Below are 20,415 nucleotides of genomic sequence, written 5' to 3' on the forward strand. Positions count from 1 at the left end.
CCAGCCACTTGGGCTCCACCCGGGCGGGATGCTCGCCGGGGGTGAGTCGCAGACGACGCGGCCCCGGCCGCTGATCAGCTCGCGCGCGCTCCCGTCGAGGGCGCAGGAGCGGGTTGTGGTCAGGCTGCGAGGTCATCACGGTTGTCCTTCTCCTCGTCGTCGCCCCAGTCCGGAGACCCGGGGTTGGGGTTGTGGCGGACCCAGCGGCTCGGCAAGTCCCGGCCCGGCGGGCGGATGCGGGTCACGGTGTCGGTCATGCCGTATTGCGTGGGTTCGTCCGGCAGGTGCCACAGCGCGGCCAGCTCCGCGACGGTGGCGGCGAAGTTGTGCCGGGCGCGGGCGGGGCGTCGCCCGTCGAGCCGGGCGCCGGCGTGCCGAGTGGCGTGCGTGCGCAGACTGGCCAGGGGTGCGACCAGATCGAACCCGCCCGCCAGCACACCCACCGCGCGGCGGTGAGCCTTGCGCCCGCCGGGTCCGCTGTAGGCGACGCGCAGCGTGACCCGCAGGTGTGGCCCGTGGCCCTGCTTGACCGCGACCGCTTTCCGCCGTGCTTCGGTCGCCGGGTCTTCCTCAGGCCGGTCACCGTGCGGGCGGACCTGCGGTCCGCTTGCCCCGGAGGGACCGGGCAGGAACAGATCCACGACAGCCAGCAATGCCTTCAGCGGCCACGTGAGCATCAGCAGCAGTCCACGCGCCCACCACGCCGACGCCCGACCGCGCCTTGCCGTGGTGGCTCGCTCCGGAGTGATGATCAATTGCACGCACGCCCGTTCACCCGGACCGAGCCGCGCCAGCCTGGCCAGCGTGACGCGCAACGGATCCGCGTCCCCGGCATCCACCGGCCGCGTGCGCGGTCCGGCGTCGGTCAGCGGCACCCACGGCCCACCCGCCGGGAAGATCTCCCCCGCCTTCACCCGGCTGCGCGGACGGTTGGGACCGACTGTCCACACGGGAGGTTCGGTCACCTGGACCCGCGCACCAGGCCACACGTGGGCGATGGCGTCGGAGACTGGTTCGACCTCCAGAGCAGGCGGCACCCACATCCCAGCCCGCACCTTCTCGGCGTCGGCGACGAACTCCACCGCGAGCTGACGCGGCGCGATCCCGCCCCGCCGGGTCCGATGCAACAACCCCGCCAACGCGTGCCACAGGGCCGCCGCACCATCGCGGGGCATCGACGCGGGCGGCACGATCTCCACCCACCGCGCCGAGGTCACCGCATCTCGCCGAGCCCGCCGCACCGCAACCGCCAGCACCGCGCCTGCGGTCAACGCCACCACAGCAGCGATCACCAGCAGCGGCCACCAGGCTTGCATCCACCGCCACACCATGAACGACAGCGCCGAAAGCCATCCGTTCGCAGTGGACGAATCACAGAGGAACGTTCCGATAACCCCGTGCGCGGTTCCGCACGTGGAACCCGATGGCGGTGTCGGCGCTGGTGGTGTCGCGGTCGACACCACCAGTGTGTTAAAGTCGTTGTACAGCATGGGAAATCTCCTCAATCGAGTGTGCAGGTTTGAGCGATGGCGCAACCGGACGACGAGACCGGCGCGACTGTGGGCATGACGGATCCCCTTCCCTGACTGGCTTTTGGGCAGCATGAATCAAGGTCCTGACCGAATGTGTTCTCGTAGCACGGTCAGCACGAAGCGATCGCTATTCACATAGGACCGGGTGCATCCGGCGTCCCGCGCTCCCGGTTGTCTCGGCTCTCCCGCGACGTCCGAGACGGTCCCGTCGTTCCGTCGCCGGGACGACCGATCTGGTCACGTCGCGTCCCGGGCGTCATGCGGCAGCCCTGCCAGATTCCCCGGCGGGCCCTGTGCGCGAGTTCGGGACAGCAGGCCCGGGACGATCGGCGGCACCCGCACGTGTCTCGAACGGCCGTACCGGGTCGCCGGAGAGGTTCGGGACGCTCCCGGGCGTCCCCGCACGGGCCGCCGGGACCATCGTGGCTTCGGTGTCCACACGAGAGACAGTCTCGTCGGGTTCGGTGGTGGGGATGCGGCCGATTCGGCGCCAGCGTGCCAGCACCGCACGCCCATAATCGTGAGTGCCCGCTATCCGATCCAGTTCCGCCCCGGTCGGAGTTCGTCCGGCCGCGAGAGCGGCCCGGTAGTGCTCCCACATCACCCGCTGCGCCGCACCCCGCCGAACCCCAGGCCCCGAGAGTCGTGCCTCAGTCGCGGGTAAACCCTCGCGGCTGGTGTGGGGTACAGCCGGTTCGGTCCCGGGTTCCGGCGAGACGATCCCGCCGCCGATACTCGTGACCGGGAACGGCCGGGACTGTCCCGGACTCGCGGTGCGGGACGCGGACGTCTCGGTGGCGTCGTCCCGGCTCGTGGAGTGGATAAGGATCTCCGCCGACAGCAGCAGCGCGACCGGCGGCCACCCGGCGACGAGGACGCCGGCCCAGTTCCACCCGCCAGCAGCAGCGACGTTCGCGGCCAGCGACACGCAGATCCCCGCCGTGAACGCCGCCCGTACCACCAGCCGCACCCACTCTCGCGCGAGCGAGAGCGCCGGGTCCAGCAGCGCCACACTGGCCAGGATCAACAGCCCGTCCACGCTCAGCGGCCACACCGCCGCCGCGATCCCGTGCGCGCCATGCTCGAGCGCGAACGCCCGCTGATGGTCGTAGGACGCGTACGCCGCCACCGCCGCGACCAACCCGGCCGCTCCGCGTTGCAGCCAACGCCGCCACCCCGGTCCAGTGAGACGGTCCGGGCCATCTGAGTCAGCCATGAGTCGATTCCTCCTCTCCATCGCAAGAGCCGGATATGACGCCATTTCTCCGCCCGGCCGGCCTCCGCGCGGAGCAGCCACGATGGCCGGGCCACGAGCCTGGCCGAGCGCCGATTCCTCCCCGTCACCCACTAAAGGCCAAATATGACGCTGTTATTAGACACCGAGGTCTCACAATTCCCCCGAACGGAGTAGTCGCGAGCATTGTCGTCACCGACCCGCGCCCGCTGGGCCCGCCACCGCGTGCAGCGTGGGCGTGACGCGCATGGTGGCGCCGACTGGCGCGGCGGCCCACACGGTGCGTTCGGACACCAGATGCCCGGCACACAACCGCCGGTGATGTCCGGACGGGTAGTCGATCAGCGCCACGGCAGGTTCCGGACAGTGTCGCCGCTGGTCTTTCACCGCCCGCACGCTCCGGCATGTCGGCACCGTGCAGCGCCATGCGCCTTTGCGCCACGCCAAGGTGTCCCCGTGGGCTCGACACCCGGTCACCGGCATCGAGCACACCCGCGCGTCGCCACAGAGCCGTGCTTCCCGTTCCCGCCACGCCTGCCGACGCCGTGCAGGCACGTGATGCGGGACTTCCATCAACGCCGCAGCCACCGACATTGGCGCGCCGTGCGTCGGCAGCGCCTCGGCGAGCTGGTAGCCGACTTCCCGGCTGCGCAGCCGCTCGGCCCGCCGGAACGCCGGCGGCAGCGCCGCTTCCGGCGTGAACCCGGACGGCATCGCCGCATCCCGGCGCACGTCCGCGTCCCGATAGCGGGAATCCCCGCAGTAGTAGCCGTAGTCAGCCATGACCCATTCCTCCCGACTCTCGAACCCGCCGCCGCAAGCAGTCAGCAAGGCATCCGGTGCACCCCTGGACTCCGAAAACGGGGGCACTTTCCAGGCTCTTTATCGAAAATTGATCGGAGAATTCCGTGCGTGATCACGCGGGCGCGCCACGAACACGGGCATCTCCGGGAAGGCATCAGCAGAGCAGCGGCTCACAACCCCTGAACTGGGGCTCGCGAGGCGGCACCCCGGCATCCGGGGGCTCGGTCCCTCGATCGGCGGCGGCCTGACCACTGTGGGCGTACCGCATGAGTCCGGTGAACCTGGCACTGCGCGCTACCGGCGACACCTCGACTCCATGCGTCCCCAGGCAGAGGATCACCACGGCCGGTCACCGATGTAGCGCCCAACCCGCCACCACCGTCACGCACCCACCTACGCGGGCCAGTGAGGGCGATCACAAGCTAGGACCTTCAGGTTGCACGACCAGTGCAAAGAGATCAAGCCTCCATTGTCAATAGTTATACTCATCACATTTTTGACCACCTTGTCCCATTGACATGGAAGGCATTGGCGAACTCAGGCGTTCACGTGTCAGTTCTCGGTAGTTGCGACCCCGGTCCGCAACTGGTGTGCGCCTCTGAACGAGTGAATATCACGCAGATCGAGCAACCTGTACCTGATCGTGTGCGTAGGGTTACCGACTCGGCAGGGAGGCCGGTCGGTACGGGGAGGGGACGGCAGTGGTCGAGTTCCGCACGAGGCCAGACGGGACGAAGTATCCGCTGACACCACCGAAAGGTGGCGGCGGAGCGAAAGCCCTGGTGGCGGCGGTCGCAATCATGGCAGCGGTCGGCGCCGGCGGAGGAGCGCTGAGTCTCGGGGGTGCGGGAGCCGCCGGAAGCGGAGCCGTTGCGGATGCCTTGCCGGGCAATCTGGCCGATGACGTCGTCGACTCACTGCCGGGGCGGAACCTGGAGGCCCGGAAGGCGGAGGGGAAGAAATCCGCGAAACGAGGAAAAACCGACGAGACATTCAGCCGATTCAAACTCAAGAAGCTGAAACAGGCGGCGAAACATGAGCTGGAATGCCTGATCAGTTCGACCGGAAAGATCCGCGAATACCTTGCGAAACACCGGTGCACATCATTGCACCGCGAGTTATATGCGGTCGGTGACGGGCGCGGCAACGCCGCCGTCATCTCGATCGCCCGAGTGGGTTTCCCCTTGAAAGGCGATGCCGAAGGGTGTGAGAAAGTCGAGAAGGTGCAAGGTAATGGAGATATTACGCCACTCGGCGGTGCCCTGCTCGGCCTGGTACATCTGAGATTCTCCGGCCATCACTTTCAGTCCCGAATCGATGGAAAAACGATGGTCGTCGCCGAAACCGAAACCGCAACGGGGCATGTCGACAATGCTACCCTCGATGCGCTCGCCGACGTGTCCGTATGGCTCCCCCGGCTATGAGGATCCGCTACCGTGCGGGCTATGCCTGCTGGAAGTTCCGTACCACTCTGGGTAACCATTGCGCTTGCCGTCATCGCACTGCTCGGCCCTTGGGGCGGCGCATGGCTCGCCTCCGACGCGACGACCGGCAATGGGATGGAGAACAGACAAGAGAGGACCTCCGGTCTCAACGAGAACGCGACCGCGAAGTTGCGCAACGCGCCCACGGAGAAGCAACAATCCAGAGGGGTGAGAAAAGGGAAACCTCCAGTCGCTATCTCGCCGCACTGATGAGCTAGGGCTGGCTTCTCGACAAGGCGGAGGACCTGCTGCGGGATGGCAAATCACTTCCTCCGGACCTTGTCGAGAACTTGGATAACACGAAAGAAGATGCCATCAGAGCCTACGCCAGCGTACTTGTCGTCGCCGACGGAGACGCTCGTATTGAAGTCGAATACGGATTCTTCGACCATCTGGAGGTTCACGGCTCCTATACGAAGTTTGCCAAATTCGACGAAGAGAATTTCATGAAGCTGCATGAAACTCAAAGCTGGGTGAGACGGAGAGCGCGGGATGAACTCGGCATCCAGTCGATCACGGATCCAGATCCGATGCCTTGACGAAGATCCGACCACGCGACCTCCCGCCTCTCCCGCTTCTGCACTTGGTGTGCTCGATCGCACCGAGGGGACCACCATGCCCTCCGGCTGGCGTGGCTGCCAGGACGGGACGCAGAAGTTCCAGCAACTCCAGCACCTCACGGTGACTGACCGGCTACAGTGTTAGACGAGGTTTGCCTTTGGGCGGGCAATCCTCGTCAGGGCCGACGCGTGCCACCCGTTTGGGGGCGCTCGCGTCACATAGTGAGGGGTTGATGCATGACGCAACCAGCGGGGCAGCCGCAAACGGCGCCCGTTGCCGGTAGGGCCGGTTATCTCTCGCCGGAGGAGCAGGCGAGGCGCCAGGCCCAGGACAAGCAGTACGACCAGGGCATGAACTCTACCGGCGTCAAGGTGTACCAGCAGCGCCAGCAGGAGGACGCCGCTACAAATGCGGCTGCCGCTAGTGGCGGGTACGTCATGGACGTCGACGCCATGCGCAAGTTCCTCCCCCGATGGCAGTCCATCGCCGATAAGTTGAAGGACGCCGTCAACCTCGGTCAGCAGTTGATTGCGGTAGACAAACCTGCCGAGGACGAGGCCAGCACCCTGCAGAAGCAAGCAGCAGATGCGCACGCCACCGCTTATCTCAAAAGCGTTAGAGAGCAGCAAAAATACGCCCAGGGGTACGCCGACAGGCTCAAGACTGCTATCGACGAGTACGAGAAGCAGGAACAAGCGGCCACCGACGCGCTGCGTAAGCACGGGCGGCGAGCATGAGGCGCCTTATCACGGCTGTCGCCGCGGTCGCCGCCCTGAGTGTGATGTCGGCGTGTACAACACCGGTCAGCCAGCAGACCCCGATGGCAACTTCGGGTCCCTCAACTCCGACAGGCACGTCGTTGACCGCGCCGCCGGTGCCGAGCCCATTGGACACGGCCAAGGTTGAGCAAGACCCCTGTTCGGCGCTGAGCCAGGCTCAGGCTGCTCAAGTCGCCAATCTCACTTCCAACCGCAAGAGCGACGGCAACGTCGCCCCCATATGCACCTGGACCGACTCCGACCACAACAGTGTCGCCATCGGGTTCGTGCCAGCAAATGGCGGTTTGGCGACGGTGTACAAGAACCAGGACAACAAGTCGGGCTACTTCAAGGTGGCTCCGGATGTTGGTGGATATCCTGCGGCGTTCTTTGGCGCTGCCGACTTCCGCAACGACGGTGGGTGTCAGATCGCTGTCGGCGTCAAGAATGACGAGGTTTTTACGGTCAACGTCGAATTCCAGAATTCGTCGCCGTATTACAGCGACCCATGCGCCATCTCAGCGAAGGCAGCGGAGGCTGTGGTGTCGACGCTCAAGGGCGGTGCGTGATGGCCTACAGCGCACCGCAGATCGTGCAGCTGGTCAACAGCGGCAAGGGTCCGAACGGCATGTACACCGCCAGTGACAAGTCGGCGCAACTTTCCAAACTGCATCACGAGATCGCCGACGACATGCTGCAGCTTCAGGGCGCGATGGCCGAGCACTGGCAGGGTGATGCGGCGGGCCAGGCGTATGCGGGTGCCGGTCCGCTGGTGCAGGCGTCGCAGGTGAGCGGCGATCACTTGACGCAGGCGCATACGCTGTATACGGGCCAGGGTAGTTCGTTCAAGGACCTTCAAGGCAAGGTCGCGGCAGTCGGGAACCTGGGTGACAAGCCGGCGGACGACTGGGTCAGTGACACCCCGTTCTCTTTCTTGTCCAACCGGGCGGACGAGATCGGCGCGTGGAATCAGAAGGCCACGCAGGTCGTCAACGACTACAACACCTATCACGCCCAATCCACGGACAATTCCGGACGGTGGGCCACACCGTCACAGTATGGAGAGTTGGCGCTTCCAGCCGCTGGGGGTGACATCAAGCCCATCTCTCCCGGCGACGGCGGACAACCCTCCGAGTTCCGTCCCGGAACAGGGACGCACGGCCTAACCGGCGGTAGCCGGGTCGCTGGCCATCCGGGCGATGGTTCCGAGTCCGGCGGTCCTGGTCAGGCCGGCGGCCCAGGGACTGGCACCCCGGTCCCCCCGACCGGCGGACCGGGACATGCGGGAACGGGTGTGCCAGGGCACGATTCCGGCGCGTCGTTGCCTGGTGGCACGACGACTGCGGGCTACGTGCCGTCCAGACCGTCGGGCGGTGATTACGGCGGCCCCGGCGGGTTTGGCCCCGGTGGGCCAGGTTTTGGCCCCGGCGGACCGGGCGGCGGACCTGACAGCGGTTTCCTGCCTGGTGGCGGGTTCGGCTCCGGTGGAGGCTTCGGACCGGGCGGTTCGGGCGCCGGATCGGGTGGCAGTTCCGGTGCGGGCGGGTTCGGCGCTGGCAAAGGTTCCGGCGCGGGGACGCCGGGTGGCTCCGGCGCGGGTAGCCGTCTGACAGGCAGTCCGATGGGCGGCAGCGGCCGCCCGGGCACACCGGGTATGGGCGGTGCCGGCGCAATGGGACGTGGCGGGAAGGGCGAAGGAGCGGAGGACTCCGAGCACAAGACCGCGGACTACCTGGTAGAAGCCGATCCGGACGACGCGCTGGTCGGTGAGCTGCCGAAGACGACGCCGCCCGTCATCGGCCTGTAAGGGGACGCGGTGCTGGTGATCGACCATGAACTTGTCCTGCCCGTGGACTGCCTGCTTGTCGGCGCGGAGGAGGCCGGCGTTGCGTTACCCGCTGGGCTTGCCCCGGACCCGATGTGGCGCAACCCCGGCGAGGCCCGGACCCATCACGATGAGATCCGGGAGCAACTGGCCGATCTCGAGGTGTGGCGGGCAGGGAGACCGACAGAGGCGTTTCTGCGCACCATGAGCGTGCTGGGGCGGGCCGCGCTGGAGTTCTCCGCCACCGTGGAGTCATCTTCGGTCGGCTCGTACCACCTGCATGTCGCGGCGAGCGGCCGGGACGCGGTGCTGGCGTGTCACGTGCCCAACTCGGGGCAGGTCGTGCTCCGCCCGGCCCGGCCGGAGGCTCTGGCCGAGGATTTGATCGCCGAGCTGCCGGAGGCGCCGCCCGCCGCCGGCCCCAGCTTGTCGGTGCCTGAGTCCGATCTGCGGAAGGCCATGAACGGTGCGCCCGCCCGCCGCGACGTGCGCCGGGTGCTGGAGGTGGCCGGATTGCCGCGCCAAGGTGGCGGCCAGATCTGCGCGGGCGTGCGTGACGGGCTCGGTGGCTATCGCACGACGGGTGACAACTGCTGCACGTTCTACGACACCGAGTGGGGCCGGTATCTGTTCTCTTTCACCGAGCAGGCGGGCTATGAACGCTATGTCAACGTCGCGCCCGGACGTTTCGACACGATGATCGGAAAGACCTATGACCTGCTCGAACAGCTTCGCAGAAACGGGCGGTAACGAGCGAACAACGGTAACTTATTCAGTAACGAGGGTGGGAACGTGGTTCATCAAGGTAAAGAGTTCGGCGTTGACCTGTACGAACTAGAGAAGGTCGCGAAGGTAGATTTCCCAACGGTAGCGGCCGATTACGGCGACGCGATTGGTACCTGCGAGCGCCTCCGTGGCGAGCTAGCCCAAGCGATGCAGCGCCCTGCGCAATTTGGCGGCGACGCACTTGGGCCGGTATATCAGGCATATCTCGACTTGCACGACACTGTCACGGGATTCCTCAAGGAAACCAAGGCTAATCTGGACGACACGGCTACGGCATTGGACAAGGCGGCGCGGCACTACGCGGAGACCGACCAAGCGGCGCGAGACGAGCTGTATCGCCGCGCACAGAATGACCCAGAACTGGGTGGAAAACTGTGACCTTCGACCAGCTCATGCAACATGCCAAGGACATCACGGACAAGGCTGTAGACCTGAAATGGAAGGAGCTGTCCGGGAAAGGTGCGACAGCGGGGGCGGGAAATCCTGATCGCGAACCGATTAGGAAGTCCTACGCGTTCATCGGGTCAATGTTCGAGCCGTTCTCCAGGTTACCCGATCCAGCAAGATACGATCCGCTGATCGCTGATTTGAACGCGGCTATGGCACGGCTGAATACGGGGTCGGTCGACAACACCGACCTCAGCAAAGACGTGACCTTGGCGAACCCGCACCTGGACAAGATGACGACCGATGGGGGTTATCTCCAGGGCTGGACCGGCGATGCCGCGATGGCGTTCAAGGCCAACTTCATTGACGCGTTCAAAACGATCTCCGGAAACCAGTTCACGGCGCTGTCCACGCTCAAGGGCGTCCTCCAGGCGCATAGGGAGATGTGGGTCAGAGCACGCGATGACATCGACAAGATCGCGGAAAACACGAAGAACGCGCTCGACAACGCTGGTGGTTGCGGCAAGAACCAGTGGAGTTTCGGATTCTCGGTGGTCTCTGCGGTCGTCGCGATCGGCGGAGTGGTTGTTGCGGTCGCGACTGGGGGCGTCGTGGCGATGGCGGCGATCGGTGCGGCCGCATCCGTCGGTGGTGCGGGCGTGGCCAGTCTAACGGCATCCGGGGATTCGGTCGATACGATCATCAACTCGATGAAGCAGGCGGTCGACGAGCTCACCAGGCACATTCAGGAGGTCGAGACTCAGCAAATCGCCCAGAAGGTACGAGCACTGACCGATGCGGTGAACGCAAATAAGGACAAGATTGTTGCCGCCCGCCCGAACCTGGCCGGGATGAACGACCGTGACCTTACCGGTGACAGCGGCATGGGCAGGTCAGACTAGGGCAGGAGGAAGACCATGGCGGATTTGGCTGAGAGGCTGGACGGCATTCGGGTGCACGTGCGGGCGCCGGGGACGGAGATCGAAGCGGAGCTTCGCGACCGTACCGGTATCACGTTGTCGTTCGGGGAAAGCGTCTACGATTTCATCGATGAATCGGCCCTGGAGAGGGCGCTGGCCGGCATAGCGCGACTCCTGTGGGCTGGATGGCAGCGGCAGTACCGGGCGGCGATCGACGAGACGAATCTGAACATCGACCTCGATGACTTGCGCGATTCGAATTTTTTCTCTGATCGCGCCGAAGTGGAGGCCATCGGCGAGTCGAACGATGCGCGGATTGTGATCACTGCGACAGGCATGGAGAGCTTCTCGGTTCACATCAAACCCGGCACCGTTCGCGAGATATCCGAAGATCAGTTCGCTGCGAACGCCTCTGAAGCGGCCACTAAGTTGATCCAGGATTTCCAAGTCAAGGTGGATGAGCTGAAGAAGCGGTACTACGAATGACGAAACGTAAACCGCTTCTGCTGACAATCGTAGTGCTGGTGGTCGCTGCCGCCGGAGTCACGGCGGTCGTGCTGTCGACCAGAGATGACGAGTCGGCGTCGAAACCGTGCGATATCCCGAACTCGGTTCAGGAGCAGCCGACGTCGGCGAAAACCGCCCCGGGCGGCGGCGGGATCGAAGTCGCGGAAAAAGGGGTCTCATCGTCAGCGTTGGCGAGCATGGGAGCTGTACTGCACAACACCAGCGACCATGTCGCCTACCGGACCAGGTTGACCCTCAAGGTGGTCGTCTCCGTCAACGGCCTGCCGCCGGGCCCCATCCAGGGCCCATCGATGACCATGGAGATCCCCGTGATGCTGCCGGGCCAACGTGTAGGTGTTGGCCGGCCACTCATTCGCGTCAGCGCGACGAACAAAGTGGTCTCGGCCGATGTCGACCTGCAAACGACTACATGGCTGTCCAACGGTGCCCTCGGCGGATTCACCCCGACGACGGACACCTACGAGTCCACCAGCCGGGTCAGCTCGTCTCCGCCATCTGACGCTGTCCGGTACACGGAACGGTCGGCCAATTGTCGAGCGCTGTCCAGTCGCCGCACCGCAGTGGTGTTCCGCGACGCGAACGGCAAGATCGTGGGCGGTGACCTCCTCCCGCCCGACGGCAAGGGCAATCCGGCTGGCAGCCCACAACAGTCCCCATCAAGTCCATCATGCTCACCAGGCGAACGAAGCACGTGGATCGTGCCGTTGCAGAACGTCCCGCAGAACGCGGACGACAAACGCACCGAGCTGTACTCCTACTGCGATCTCAACGCCCCGCCGTCGGACGTGAACAATGCGTTCTGACCAAGGTGTCAACCAACAGAGCCAGTTCCGGCAGGCGCGCGGTTACACGCCTGCCGGAATGGCCCCGGCTATTCCGCCTGGGCTGTCGCAGCGAGGAGCGACGGCGGAACGCCGGAGCGTACCTCCCAGTTATGCCGGACGTGCAATCAGTGACTGGGAGAAACCTGTCATTCGTTGACCGGCGCTTTCTTGGCGGGGCGGATCAGTCGAACGCCAGCCTGAATCCATTTCTGAGGCACACGAGCATCTATGACTCCCGTGTAGCACCGCTTGGGGGGTGCGTTGGGACCTTCCTGTGGCGGAAGTTTGAGAAGTTCTTCAATAGGCTGCCGCGCGTTGCCGCAGAAAAACCACATAACCGCGTCCGGCGACAACGGACTGTACTCGTCGCCCTCAATTAGTGGTGCACGGTAGGTGATGGATACCTTGTCGCTGTGCAGCAACACGACATCAGCATAGGTGTCCGAGCGGCGCACATATGCCAGACCAACGGGGTTGTCTTCGTTTCCGAAAGCCCAATGCTCCCACTCCGCTGATGCGAGTGAAGCCAGTATTGAATCTAAGTCACCCATGATCGCAATCCGGTTCCGGATCGTTGTCTATAGTTGATTTCGTCGCAGCCAAGCACAGGCGCCGTTATGCTCGTTCATCGGATGCCTCGGCCGTAACCTCGTCGGCGTTGACCCAAACGAGTCGGGCGTGGATGCGGGTACCGAAGCTGAAGAGGCTGAGGGCGCTGTCAGCTGCTGCAATGCTCATCCGCCGGGCGCGTTCGACTGACACGACTTCCGCATGATCGGCGAACGCGATGCCCCAGGCGGCGATCCGGGCATCGACGCGCACGCCGTATTCCTGCACCACAGCGAAGAGTCGCGGTGCCTCGTGCGCGACCATTTCTTTAAGTATCTCGGCGAACTCGGGTTCATCGCATACCGGCGACAAGCCCGCCGGGTCGGCCACGACGTCGTCCGCGCAATAGCAACGCGTGCCAAGGTCGCGGTCATCGACTGATGGCGGCCAATCAGCCTGCATCGGAGCCGTTGTCGCAGCTGTCATCGGGGTTCTCCATCCCAGCAAGCCTCGACGGGCGCGTGTGGCTGACGTGTCTCGGGATCGGCCAACGCGAACACGGCGTCACGGAGGACTGCGCGCAGGCGACCAGCTTGCAATGGCTTCAGGACGGCGACTTCTCCCGGCGGAAAGATAAGTGCCAGTCGGCCGTCACTGGTCGACACGACCAGGATTTGCCGCCGTCTACCTCCGGAGTCTCGGCACACCGTCGCCCATTGACCAGGCTTGCGTCTCGTTCGCCACATGACCGCTTCCTTGATGGTGCCCGGCAGGGCTAGGTAGGCCTGACGACACGGTTCGCAGGACTGTCGAGCCGTCTCCACTTGCCGTGCCGCCAGGGGCTACCGTGGTAGTCGGACTAGAACTACTTAGCAGCCACGCATGAATGTAGTGCACTACAACGTAGCGCGCTAGCCTTCGGTGTGGTCTTTTCGGGTGATGCACGAGCCGACGGGCTCTGCCGGGAGGTGACGCCGATGGTCGAGTCGAGCCGTAGCGCGCTCAAGCGCTGGATCGGCACCGAACTCAAGCGGCTGCGTCAACGAGCCGGGTACGAACGCGCCGACGTCGCCGAGCGGCTTGGCAAGACCGGCGCATGGCCCGGACACGTCGAGGTCGGCCGCAATCTGCCCAGTGCCGCTGACCTGGAAGTCCTGCTCACCTGGTACGGCCATGTCGAGAGGCTCACGTTCTTCCGGACGCTGCTCACCAGGGCAAAGAAGGGGCGCGACTGGTGGATCGGGTTCTCCGACGTCACGCCGGAGTGGTTCAACGTGTACCTGGGTCTGGAATCCATCGCGCGGCAGCTCAGCGGCTACGACGCGATGGTGGTGCACGGACTGTTCCAGCTGCCCGAATACGCGGAAGCCGTTATCCGCGACGTCAACCCCACGCTTCCTGACGCCGAGGTGAACCGCCGGGTCGAGCTGCGCATGGCCCGCCACGAGGTGCTCACCCACCGCACCGACATGGACCCCCTCCGCGTGTGGCGCGTCATCGACGAGGCCGCACTGCGCCGCGTCGTTGGCAACCCGGCCATCGCGCGCCGGCAGCTGGAGCAGCTCGTCAAGCTTGCTGAGATGCCGAATATCACGCTGCAGGTCCTGCCCGCCTCTGCCGGCAGCCACCCCGGCATCGAAGGAACCTTCACGATCATGGACTACCCGGCCGAATTCGAGGACGACCCCGGCACGGTCTGGATCGAATCCCGCATCCGCGGCACCTTCATCGAGGAACCCGCCGAGATCTCGATCTATCGCGACGATCTGACCCGCTTGCAGGCGCATAAGGCGCTCAAGCCGGAACAGAGCATCGCCCTGATCGAGCAGGTGACGAAGGAGATCACTCGGTGAACCACTCCGAAGCCCAGGCCGCCCTGCACGACGCGGACGGCTGGTACAAGGCCAGTGCCAGCGGCGGACAGGGCGAATGCGTCGAAGTGAACATCATGGTGCCCGGATGGGTAGGGGTCCGCGACTCCAAGCTGGGACCCAACTCGCCTATCCTGGCCTTCACCCACAGCCAGTGGCGCATGATGATCACCGCAACGCGTGCCAGCGAAGTCGACGCCGAAGACGCCTGACGGGAGCCAGATACAACCGGAACGTGCCGTTCAGCGAGTGTTGTGTGTTTGAGAGGCATTCGCGATGTATGAGGCGGCTTCCTCCGCGCGCTGCTGATACGTTTTGACTTGTGCCTGGGATCGATATCACCACACTCGCTGCCGAGCGTTCGACGCGCAGTACATCGGCGATGCCGCCCCTGCCTGAGCCTGGGCAGGTTGTCGAGGTGCGGGGCTCGATGTGGGCCGTCGCCGATGTTCGCGCCCAGGGCCTGCCACGCAGCCCGGCTGACGAGGCGACAGCGCAGCTTTCCCACGTGGTTGTCCTCCAGTCGCTGGACGAGGAACGCCTCGGTGAGCAGCTCTCAGTGGTGTGGGAGCTGGAAGTCGGCCACACGGTCACGCCGGCGCAGGGGTTGCCAGATATCGTCTATGCTGATGTCTTCGACGAACCGGCGACGCTCGCTGGCTTCATCGACGCGATGCGCTGGGGTGCGGTCACGAGCGCCGACCCGAACCGCTACCAAGCACCGTTTTGGTCCGGTGTGAACGTCGAGGCATATCAACTCGAACCGCTCCGTCGCGCCCTCGGGGCGCCCCGAGCAAACCTCCTCCTTGCGGACGACGTCGGTCTCGGCAAGACGATCGAGGCGGGCCTGGTAATTCAAGAGTTGTTCTTGCGGCACCGCGCGCGCACTGCGGTGATCGTATGCCCACCAAGCCTCGCGCTGAAGTGGCAGGACGAAATGCGCGAGAAGTTCGGGTTGGAGTTCACGGTCGTCAATTCCGAGTTGATGGCGCAGGTTCGTCGCACCCACGGCCTGCACGCCAACCCCTTCCAGCTCTTTCCGCGCGTGATCGTCAGCATGGCGTGGCTGCCCCAGATCCGCGCCCAACGCCTGCTTCGTGACGTATACGCTCAGGCCACCAACCCCAAGACCGGTAAGCGGTACGCATTCGATGTCCTCGTGGTCGACGAGGCCCATCACGTCGCACCTTCCAGCCCATCGGTCATCGCCGGCGGCCGCGGCTACGCGGTGGACACGCAGCGCACAGTCGCGGTCCGCCAGATCGCAGAGAAGTGCGAGCACCGACTGTTCCTGAGCGCGACACCGCACAACGGTCATCCTGAGTCATTCACTGCACTGATGGCGATGATCGAGCCACGCCGATTCGCACGCGGCGCGAACCTGGACTCCGCTGCGTTGAAGGACGTAACGGTTCGTCGGCTCAAGACAGACCTGACCGGTAAGGGCTTCAGACAGCGCAAGGTCAACGCTCTCGACGTCACACCGACTGATTCCGAGCAGCAGATGTTCTCCCTGCTCGACGAGATCGTCATAAAAAGCGCGAAACAGAACGGTACCAAGCCCAGCGGTGACATTGTGACCATGTTGTTGAAGAAGCGCTTCCTGTCCAGCCCATTCGCATTCGGGATGACGCTGAGCCACTATCTGTCGTCCAAGGTCGGCCGTGGGCTACCAAGCGATGAATACGACGATATCTTCGGTGAGGGCCAGGCGGACGAGGAAGAAGGTCTATGGGAGCAGGACGAGTCTGAGAAGCTCCGGGAGTCGAAGGGCTCCGACCCGCTGATCGCCGCCGAGCCAGGTCAGCTCGAGGCCCTCATGGAGTGGGGGCTTGGTTATGAGAGCCGTGCCGACTCCCGGCTCGACCGACTGATCGGTTTCCTCGAAGCCGTTTGCCGTCCCGATGGCAAGACTTGGTCCAACGAGCGCGTCGTGGTGTTCACAGAATACGCCCACACAGTTGACTGGCTCACCCGTGTCCTGAACCAGCGTGGCTACACAGAAGATCGACTCGCGGTCATCCAGGGTTCGACACCGACCGACGAGCGCGAGTATGTCCGCTCGCAGTTCACCGCCGACCCCATGAAGGAGCCGGTGCGGGTCCTGCTCGCCACCGATGCCGCAGGTGAGGGCATTGACCTGCAGACTTACTGCCACCGCCTTGTGAACTTCGACATCCCGTTCAACCCCTCCCGGCTGGAACAACGCATTGGCCGAATCGACCGCTACGGGCAGACTGAGGAACCCCAGGTCTTCCACTTCGTCCCCGTCGTCGACTCGTCCACCTATGCCGCCGACCTGAGCTTCATGGAGCGCATCGCCCGCAAGATTGCTCAGGTCGAATACGATCTCGGGTCGGCCAATCAAGTCGTCGGCGAACAGATCCAGGGCCACTTCGGCAAGCGGCGGGCTCAGGCCAAGGCGAGGTCGAAGGGACTCGACACCAACGAGGTCATCAACTCCGCCCTGGCTGGCGGCATGGAGCTGAACGCTCGCTTGACGCAGCTGGAGCAGCGCTATCGCGTGTCGCGCACCGAGATGCACCTCGACCCGGCCAACCTTCGTCGAGTCGTCGATACAGCACTGCGCATCAACCACCAGTCACCCCTCGTGCCGAACCATGACTTCGCAGAGGACACGGACGCCGAGGTCTTCACCGTCCCGGCCCTTACGGCTGGCTGGCACGACACCTTGCGTGGGCTCGATACCCGTCTCAACCCCGGTGTTCTTCGTCCCATCACCTTCGACCCCGAAGCCTCAGAAGGGCGTGCCGATCTCGTCTACGTCCACCTGGGTCACCCGATCGTGCAGAAGGCTCAGAGACTCCTCCGCCGCTCGCTCTGGAGCGTCGACTCACCGCTCAGTCGTGTCACCGCTGTTGTGGTCGACGATCTTGACGAGTCCTTCGTCGCGGCGGTCACCCGCATGGTCTTGGTCGGCCGTGGTGGCGTCCGCCTTCACGAGGAAGTCTTTCTCGCCGGTGTCCGGCTGAGGGGACGCCGGGCGATGGCTGAGGAGAAGGCAGAGGCGGCGCTCGACAAGGCACTCGACCGCGAGTATCTGTCGTTGGCAGATGAGCGGGTTCGCGATCAGCTCTGCGACCTGTGGAACGTTCCCGACGCTCCGCTTCGCCTCCGGCTCGAAGAGTCGATGCAGGCCCGCGCAGGAAGGCGGCACGAGCTGGTGATAGAGCAACTCGCCAAGCGTCAGGCCGCTGACGTACAACGTGCCAAGGAGATCTTCGCGGCTTTTCGCACCAACTTGCGAGACTCCCTCGCCCGTCTGAAAGCCGAGGAGGACGAGGCGCAAGGGCAGTTGTTCAGCGATCCCGACCAGCAGCGGCAATGGAGGCGTGACATCGACGCCATGAACCGGCGTCTCGATGAGCTCGACGACGAAGAGGAGCGCGAGATCGCCGCCATCACCGACCGCTACGTCGATGTCAAGCCACACACCACCGCCGCAGCGGTCGTGTTCGCGTTGACGCGAGGTAATGCAGAAGGTTGGGTCGAGTGATGGCACGCGTATCGTCTCGTCGTCGCACGGTCATCAACGCCACTGACCAGCACCGGGCATGGCTCGAACTGGTCGACGCCGAAGGCCCGTTCCTTGCCATCCCGCCGCTCAAGCGGGTCTGGCCGCAGGGGATGCCCAGCCTGGCCAGGGATCGCAAGGAAGCGCTCGTTGACGCCCGCAAGGACTTCGAAGCCGCATGGGAGAAGCACGACCGCTCCCCGGATTCCGAGTCCGTCCTTGAGTCCTACCGCGTCGCCCGCGACAAGTGGGTCGAGACGATCCTGCGTGATATCGCTGGTTGGGCCGAGTCCCTGTCCTGGGGAGACGTTCCGGGCGTCGAGGCCCAGTCGCCCAACCATACGGTCACGATCCGGGCACAGGCGGCCCTCAACGGTGCCGACGGCATCGGCGCTCTCATCCACACCATCGATCCCGTCGACTCACTGCGCCAAACGCCGGGTGACCTGTGGGCTGCGAACCCGATCGACAGGCTCGAGGTAATGCTGCGGGAGAACAAGATCCCGATCGGAATCGTTACCGACGGTCGCTGGTGGGGTCTGGTCTGCGCACGTGAAGGCGCGATGGCTGCGTCCGGCGTCGTCGACGCGCTGACCTGGATCGAAGAGCCCCGTACCCGCGACGCATTTCTCACCTTGATCGGCCGCCAGTACCTCGTCGGCGGCGACCCGACCGAACGTCTGCCTGTCCTGTTCAAGGACTCGGTCGCCGAGGCCGAGGAGATCACCGAGGCCCTCGGTGCCCAGGTACGACGAGCCGTCGAGCTACTGATTCAGTCGTTCTCCGAATCGGCCACCGACGCACGCCGCCGCGGCCTCTCTGACCCGCTGCCGGGGCGCACCCACGACAGCTACGAAGGCGCCGTTACGGTAATGATGCGAGTCGTCTTCCTGCTCTTCGCGGAAGAACGAGGACTCCTGCCTTCTGGCGAGCTGTTCGAGCAGGGCTACGGTATCGCCCGCGAACTCGACCGCCTCATCGGGCGCGAGACTGAGGAGAGCGAGGAAGGACTCGACTCCACATCGCTCACTTGGCACCGACTTCTCGCCACAAGCCAGGCTCTCTATCAGGGCGCGAGCTTCGAGAACCTCCGGATGCCGGCCTATGGCGGTTCCCTCTTCGACCCGACGCGGTTCCCGTTCCTCACTGACACGAACGAACAGAACGCCCTCGCAATCACCGTCTCGGACCGCGTCATGCTCCACGTGCTCCGATCGGTCCAGATCGCCAGCATCAAGGGCGAAGCGCGCCGCATTTCCTTCCGCGATATCGACGTCGAGCAGATCGGCTACATCTACGAGGGCCTGCTCGGCTACACCGCAGCCATCGCCAGCGAAGCCACCGTCGGGCTCAAGGGCACTCTCGGCGAGGAACCTGAAATCTCGCTTGCGAGGCTCGAAGCGCTCGCCGCCGAGCACACCGATCCCAAGAAGCTCGCTACCGCGATTCGTGCATTCGTCGAGGACGACCAACCATCGTCGAAGCCTTCCTCGGCGGCCGCCATAGCCAAGGCGGCCGGCGCTGAAGCCGAGCCCAGCGTGCTCAGCGCGCTCACCCAGGCCGTTGGTGGCGACCTGCAGCTGCGCGACAGGGTGAAGCCGTGGCTCGGCCTAATCCGCCTTGATCTCCGCAAGCGTCCCTTTGTTGTTCTCGAGGGTGGTCTCCTCGTCAAGGAGACACCGTCGCGCAAGAACGCCGGCGCCCACTACACGCCGAAGTCACTGGCCGAGGAGGTTGTCCTCCACGCGCTTCAGCCGCTCTGCTACTCACCTGGCCCGCGCGACACTGCCGCCGAGGAACAGTGGAAGCTCAAGTCCTCGGACGAGCTCCTGGAGCTCAAGGTCGCTGACATCGCCTGCGGCTCCGGCGCTTTCCTCGTCGCCGCGGCCCGCTACCTCTCCGAGCGAGTGGTCGAGGCGTGGACCACGGAGGACCCGACCAATAGTGGGCGTAAGGACCTCTACACTCGAGCGACCCGTCAGGTTGTCGCCAACTGTCTCTACGGCGCCGACATCAACGACATGGCCGTCGAGATGTGCAAGCTCTCCCTTTGGCTCGTATCACTCGACCGCGACCTGCCGTTCTCATTCGTCGACGACAAAGTCTTCAACGGCAACTCGCTGCTCGGTCTCACCAAGATCGACCAACTCCGATGGCTCCACATCGACCCGGCAAAGGCCCGCGGAGAGACCTTCCACGGCCGCCTTATCGACGTCGATACAATCCTCCGCCGAGCTGCCGAGATCCGCCGCCGGCTGCTGGAAGAGATCGATGAGACCCACCCTGTCCGCAACAGCACTGCGAAGCGTCGCCAACTTGCCCAGTTCCGCGAGGTGACTTCCAACCTTCGCAAGCTCGCCCACGGCGTCGTCGCTGCCGGGCTTCCGGTCGGCGGAAAGCCCGGCAAGGCGCTCGATGAGGCATACGAGAACCTCCGCCTCGCAGCCCGCGCGGCTTACCCAGACAAGGGCGAGGCCGACAGTACCTTCCTTGAATCGCTCATCGATGCCGGTCTCAAACCGACTGTCGAGACAGACTATGAGCGCTGGGAGCCACTGCACTGGATCATCGAGGCCCCCGACGTCATGATCGACAACGGCGGCTTCGATGCCGTCGTCGGCAACCCACCTTTCCTCGGCGGTAAAAAGATCAGCGGCGCGATGAGCACCGAGGTGCGCGAGTGGCTGGTTAATACGGCAGCCGCAGTGTGTGATCTAGCGGCGTGTCGTGGGTATGAAGACGGCCACCGCGTGATCGACTTCAAGGTGTGTTGGATCTCGAAGAGGACGCGGTGGCCGCGTCGTGGACTGTAGTAGA

19 protein-coding genes are annotated in these 20,415 nt (G+C 64.7%); 14 read left to right on the plus strand and 5 right to left on the minus strand.

Annotated elements, in window-relative coordinates:
• Positions 1 to 119: 119 nt before the first annotated feature.
• The 3 genes from OG738_RS43975 to OG738_RS43985 all read right to left on the minus strand — a co-directional run bounded on the left by OG738_RS43975 (position 120) and on the right by OG738_RS43985 (position 3,549).
• A complete protein-coding gene (locus tag OG738_RS43975; protein WP_329049985.1) occupies positions 120 to 1,490 on the minus strand; it encodes a hypothetical protein in 1,371 nt (456 codons plus the stop codon).
• Positions 1,491 to 1,788: 298 nt separating this feature from the next.
• Positions 1,789 to 2,673, minus strand: coding sequence for a DUF2637 domain-containing protein (locus OG738_RS43980; RefSeq protein ID WP_329049987.1), 885 nt, complete (start codon positions 2,671 to 2,673; stop codon positions 1,789 to 1,791).
• A gap of 285 nt (positions 2,674 to 2,958) precedes the next feature.
• Entirely contained in the window at positions 2,959 to 3,549 is a 591-nt protein-coding gene (locus tag OG738_RS43985) for a hypothetical protein (RefSeq protein WP_329049988.1), read from the minus strand.
• Positions 3,550 to 4,271: 722 nt separating this feature from the next.
• Here OG738_RS43985 and OG738_RS43990 point away from each other — a divergent pair.
• The 10 genes from OG738_RS43990 to OG738_RS44035 all read left to right on the plus strand — a co-directional run bounded on the left by OG738_RS43990 (position 4,272) and on the right by OG738_RS44035 (position 11,622).
• The gene (locus OG738_RS43990) at positions 4,272 to 4,994 is read left to right on the plus strand and encodes a hypothetical protein (RefSeq protein WP_329049989.1); all 723 of its coding nucleotides are present in this window, start codon (positions 4,272 to 4,274) and stop codon (positions 4,992 to 4,994) included.
• A gap of 350 nt (positions 4,995 to 5,344) precedes the next feature.
• Positions 5,345 to 5,593, plus strand: a complete 249-nt coding sequence (locus OG738_RS43995) for a hypothetical protein (protein WP_329049991.1) — start codon at positions 5,345 to 5,347, stop codon at positions 5,591 to 5,593.
• A gap of 258 nt (positions 5,594 to 5,851) precedes the next feature.
• Positions 5,852 to 6,352 (plus strand): hypothetical protein, encoded by a 501-nt coding sequence (locus OG738_RS44000; protein ID WP_329049993.1) that lies wholly within the window; start codon positions 5,852 to 5,854, stop codon positions 6,350 to 6,352.
• A gap of 44 nt (positions 6,353 to 6,396) precedes the next feature.
• Complete coding sequence (locus tag OG738_RS44005; RefSeq protein WP_329057064.1) at positions 6,397 to 6,942, plus strand: DUF3558 domain-containing protein; 546 nt, start codon at positions 6,397 to 6,399, stop codon at positions 6,940 to 6,942.
• The gene (locus OG738_RS44010; protein ID WP_329057066.1) at positions 6,942 to 8,180 is read left to right on the plus strand and encodes a hypothetical protein; all 1,239 of its coding nucleotides are present in this window, start codon (positions 6,942 to 6,944) and stop codon (positions 8,178 to 8,180) included. Before OG738_RS44005 ends, OG738_RS44010 begins: the two co-directional genes overlap by 1 nt.
• Before the next feature lie 9 nt (positions 8,181 to 8,189).
• Positions 8,190 to 8,948 carry an ESX secretion-associated protein EspG gene (locus OG738_RS44015; protein ID WP_329049995.1) on the plus strand — a complete coding sequence of 253 codons (759 nt, stop codon included), beginning with the start codon at positions 8,190 to 8,192 and terminating at the stop codon, positions 8,946 to 8,948.
• A gap of 42 nt (positions 8,949 to 8,990) precedes the next feature.
• A complete protein-coding gene (locus OG738_RS44020) occupies positions 8,991 to 9,362 on the plus strand; it encodes a WXG100 family type VII secretion target (RefSeq protein ID WP_329049996.1) in 372 nt (123 codons plus the stop codon).
• Positions 9,359 to 10,273: a hypothetical protein gene (locus OG738_RS44025; RefSeq protein ID WP_329049997.1), complete on the plus strand. Its 915-nt coding sequence runs from the start codon at positions 9,359 to 9,361 to the stop codon at positions 10,271 to 10,273. The genes OG738_RS44020 and OG738_RS44025 overlap by 4 nt, the downstream gene beginning before the upstream one ends.
• Positions 10,274 to 10,288: 15 nt before the next feature.
• Entirely contained in the window at positions 10,289 to 10,777 is a 489-nt protein-coding gene (locus tag OG738_RS44030; RefSeq protein ID WP_329049998.1) for a hypothetical protein, read from the plus strand.
• The gene (locus OG738_RS44035; RefSeq protein WP_329049999.1) at positions 10,774 to 11,622 is read left to right on the plus strand and encodes a hypothetical protein; all 849 of its coding nucleotides are present in this window, start codon (positions 10,774 to 10,776) and stop codon (positions 11,620 to 11,622) included. The genes OG738_RS44030 and OG738_RS44035 overlap by 4 nt, the downstream gene beginning before the upstream one ends.
• Before the next feature lie 167 nt (positions 11,623 to 11,789).
• Here the strand turns inward: OG738_RS44035 and OG738_RS44040 are convergent, their stop codons facing one another.
• Together OG738_RS44040 and OG738_RS44045 are read right to left on the minus strand one after the other, a co-directional pair.
• Positions 11,790 to 12,194 carry a hypothetical protein gene (locus OG738_RS44040; RefSeq protein ID WP_329050001.1) on the minus strand — a complete coding sequence of 135 codons (405 nt, stop codon included), beginning with the start codon at positions 12,192 to 12,194 and terminating at the stop codon, positions 11,790 to 11,792.
• 64 nt (positions 12,195 to 12,258) lie between these two features.
• Positions 12,259 to 12,678 carry a hypothetical protein gene (locus OG738_RS44045; protein ID WP_329050003.1) on the minus strand — a complete coding sequence of 140 codons (420 nt, stop codon included), beginning with the start codon at positions 12,676 to 12,678 and terminating at the stop codon, positions 12,259 to 12,261.
• A 491-nt stretch (positions 12,679 to 13,169) separates the two neighbouring features.
• Between OG738_RS44045 and OG738_RS44050 the strand changes: the two genes are divergently transcribed.
• The 4 genes from OG738_RS44050 (at position 13,170) to OG738_RS44065 (ending at position 20,411) form a co-directional block, all read left to right on the plus strand.
• A complete protein-coding gene (locus tag OG738_RS44050) occupies positions 13,170 to 14,045 on the plus strand; it encodes a helix-turn-helix domain-containing protein (RefSeq protein WP_329050005.1) in 876 nt (291 codons plus the stop codon).
• A complete protein-coding gene (locus OG738_RS44055) occupies positions 14,042 to 14,275 on the plus strand; it encodes a DUF397 domain-containing protein (protein ID WP_329050006.1) in 234 nt (77 codons plus the stop codon). The genes OG738_RS44050 and OG738_RS44055 overlap by 4 nt, the downstream gene beginning before the upstream one ends.
• A 110-nt stretch (positions 14,276 to 14,385) precedes the next feature.
• Positions 14,386 to 17,580, plus strand: coding sequence for a DISARM system SNF2-like helicase DrmD (gene drmD, locus OG738_RS44060; RefSeq protein ID WP_329050007.1), 3,195 nt, complete (start codon positions 14,386 to 14,388; stop codon positions 17,578 to 17,580).
• A complete protein-coding gene (locus OG738_RS44065; protein WP_329050008.1) occupies positions 17,580 to 20,411 on the plus strand; it encodes an Eco57I restriction-modification methylase domain-containing protein in 2,832 nt (943 codons plus the stop codon). Before drmD ends, OG738_RS44065 begins: the two co-directional genes overlap by 1 nt.
• Positions 20,412 to 20,415: the final 4 nt, after the last annotated feature.

The organism is Amycolatopsis sp. NBC_01488 (genome assembly GCF_036227105.1).
Taxonomy (GTDB): Bacteria; Actinomycetota; Actinomycetes; order Mycobacteriales; family Pseudonocardiaceae; genus Amycolatopsis.

Excerpts from the sequence above, each read along its gene's own strand:
- OG738_RS44010 (WP_329057066.1), top strand. The coding sequence starts at position 6,942 with ATGGCCTACAGCGCACCGCAGATCGTGCAGCTGGTCAACAGCGGCAAG.
- OG738_RS43985 (WP_329049988.1), bottom strand. The coding sequence starts at position 3,549 with ATGGCTGACTACGGCTACTACTGCGGGGATTCCCGCTATCGGGACGCG.
- OG738_RS44000 (WP_329049993.1), top strand. The coding sequence starts at position 5,852 with ATGACGCAACCAGCGGGGCAGCCGCAAACGGCGCCCGTTGCCGGTAGG.
- OG738_RS44035 (WP_329049999.1), top strand. The coding sequence starts at position 10,774 with ATGACGAAACGTAAACCGCTTCTGCTGACAATCGTAGTGCTGGTGGTC.
- OG738_RS44040 (WP_329050001.1), bottom strand. The coding sequence starts at position 12,194 with ATGGGTGACTTAGATTCAATACTGGCTTCACTCGCATCAGCGGAGTGG.
- OG738_RS43975 (WP_329049985.1), bottom strand. The coding sequence starts at position 1,490 with ATGCTGTACAACGACTTTAACACACTGGTGGTGTCGACCGCGACACCA.
- OG738_RS44050 (WP_329050005.1), top strand. The coding sequence starts at position 13,170 with ATGGTCGAGTCGAGCCGTAGCGCGCTCAAGCGCTGGATCGGCACCGAA.
- OG738_RS44065 (WP_329050008.1), top strand. The coding sequence starts at position 17,580 with ATGGCACGCGTATCGTCTCGTCGTCGCACGGTCATCAACGCCACTGAC.
- OG738_RS44030 (WP_329049998.1), top strand. The coding sequence starts at position 10,289 with ATGGCGGATTTGGCTGAGAGGCTGGACGGCATTCGGGTGCACGTGCGG.
- OG738_RS44005 (WP_329057064.1), top strand. The coding sequence starts at position 6,397 with ATGTCGGCGTGTACAACACCGGTCAGCCAGCAGACCCCGATGGCAACT.
- OG738_RS44045 (WP_329050003.1), bottom strand. The coding sequence starts at position 12,678 with ATGACAGCTGCGACAACGGCTCCGATGCAGGCTGATTGGCCGCCATCA.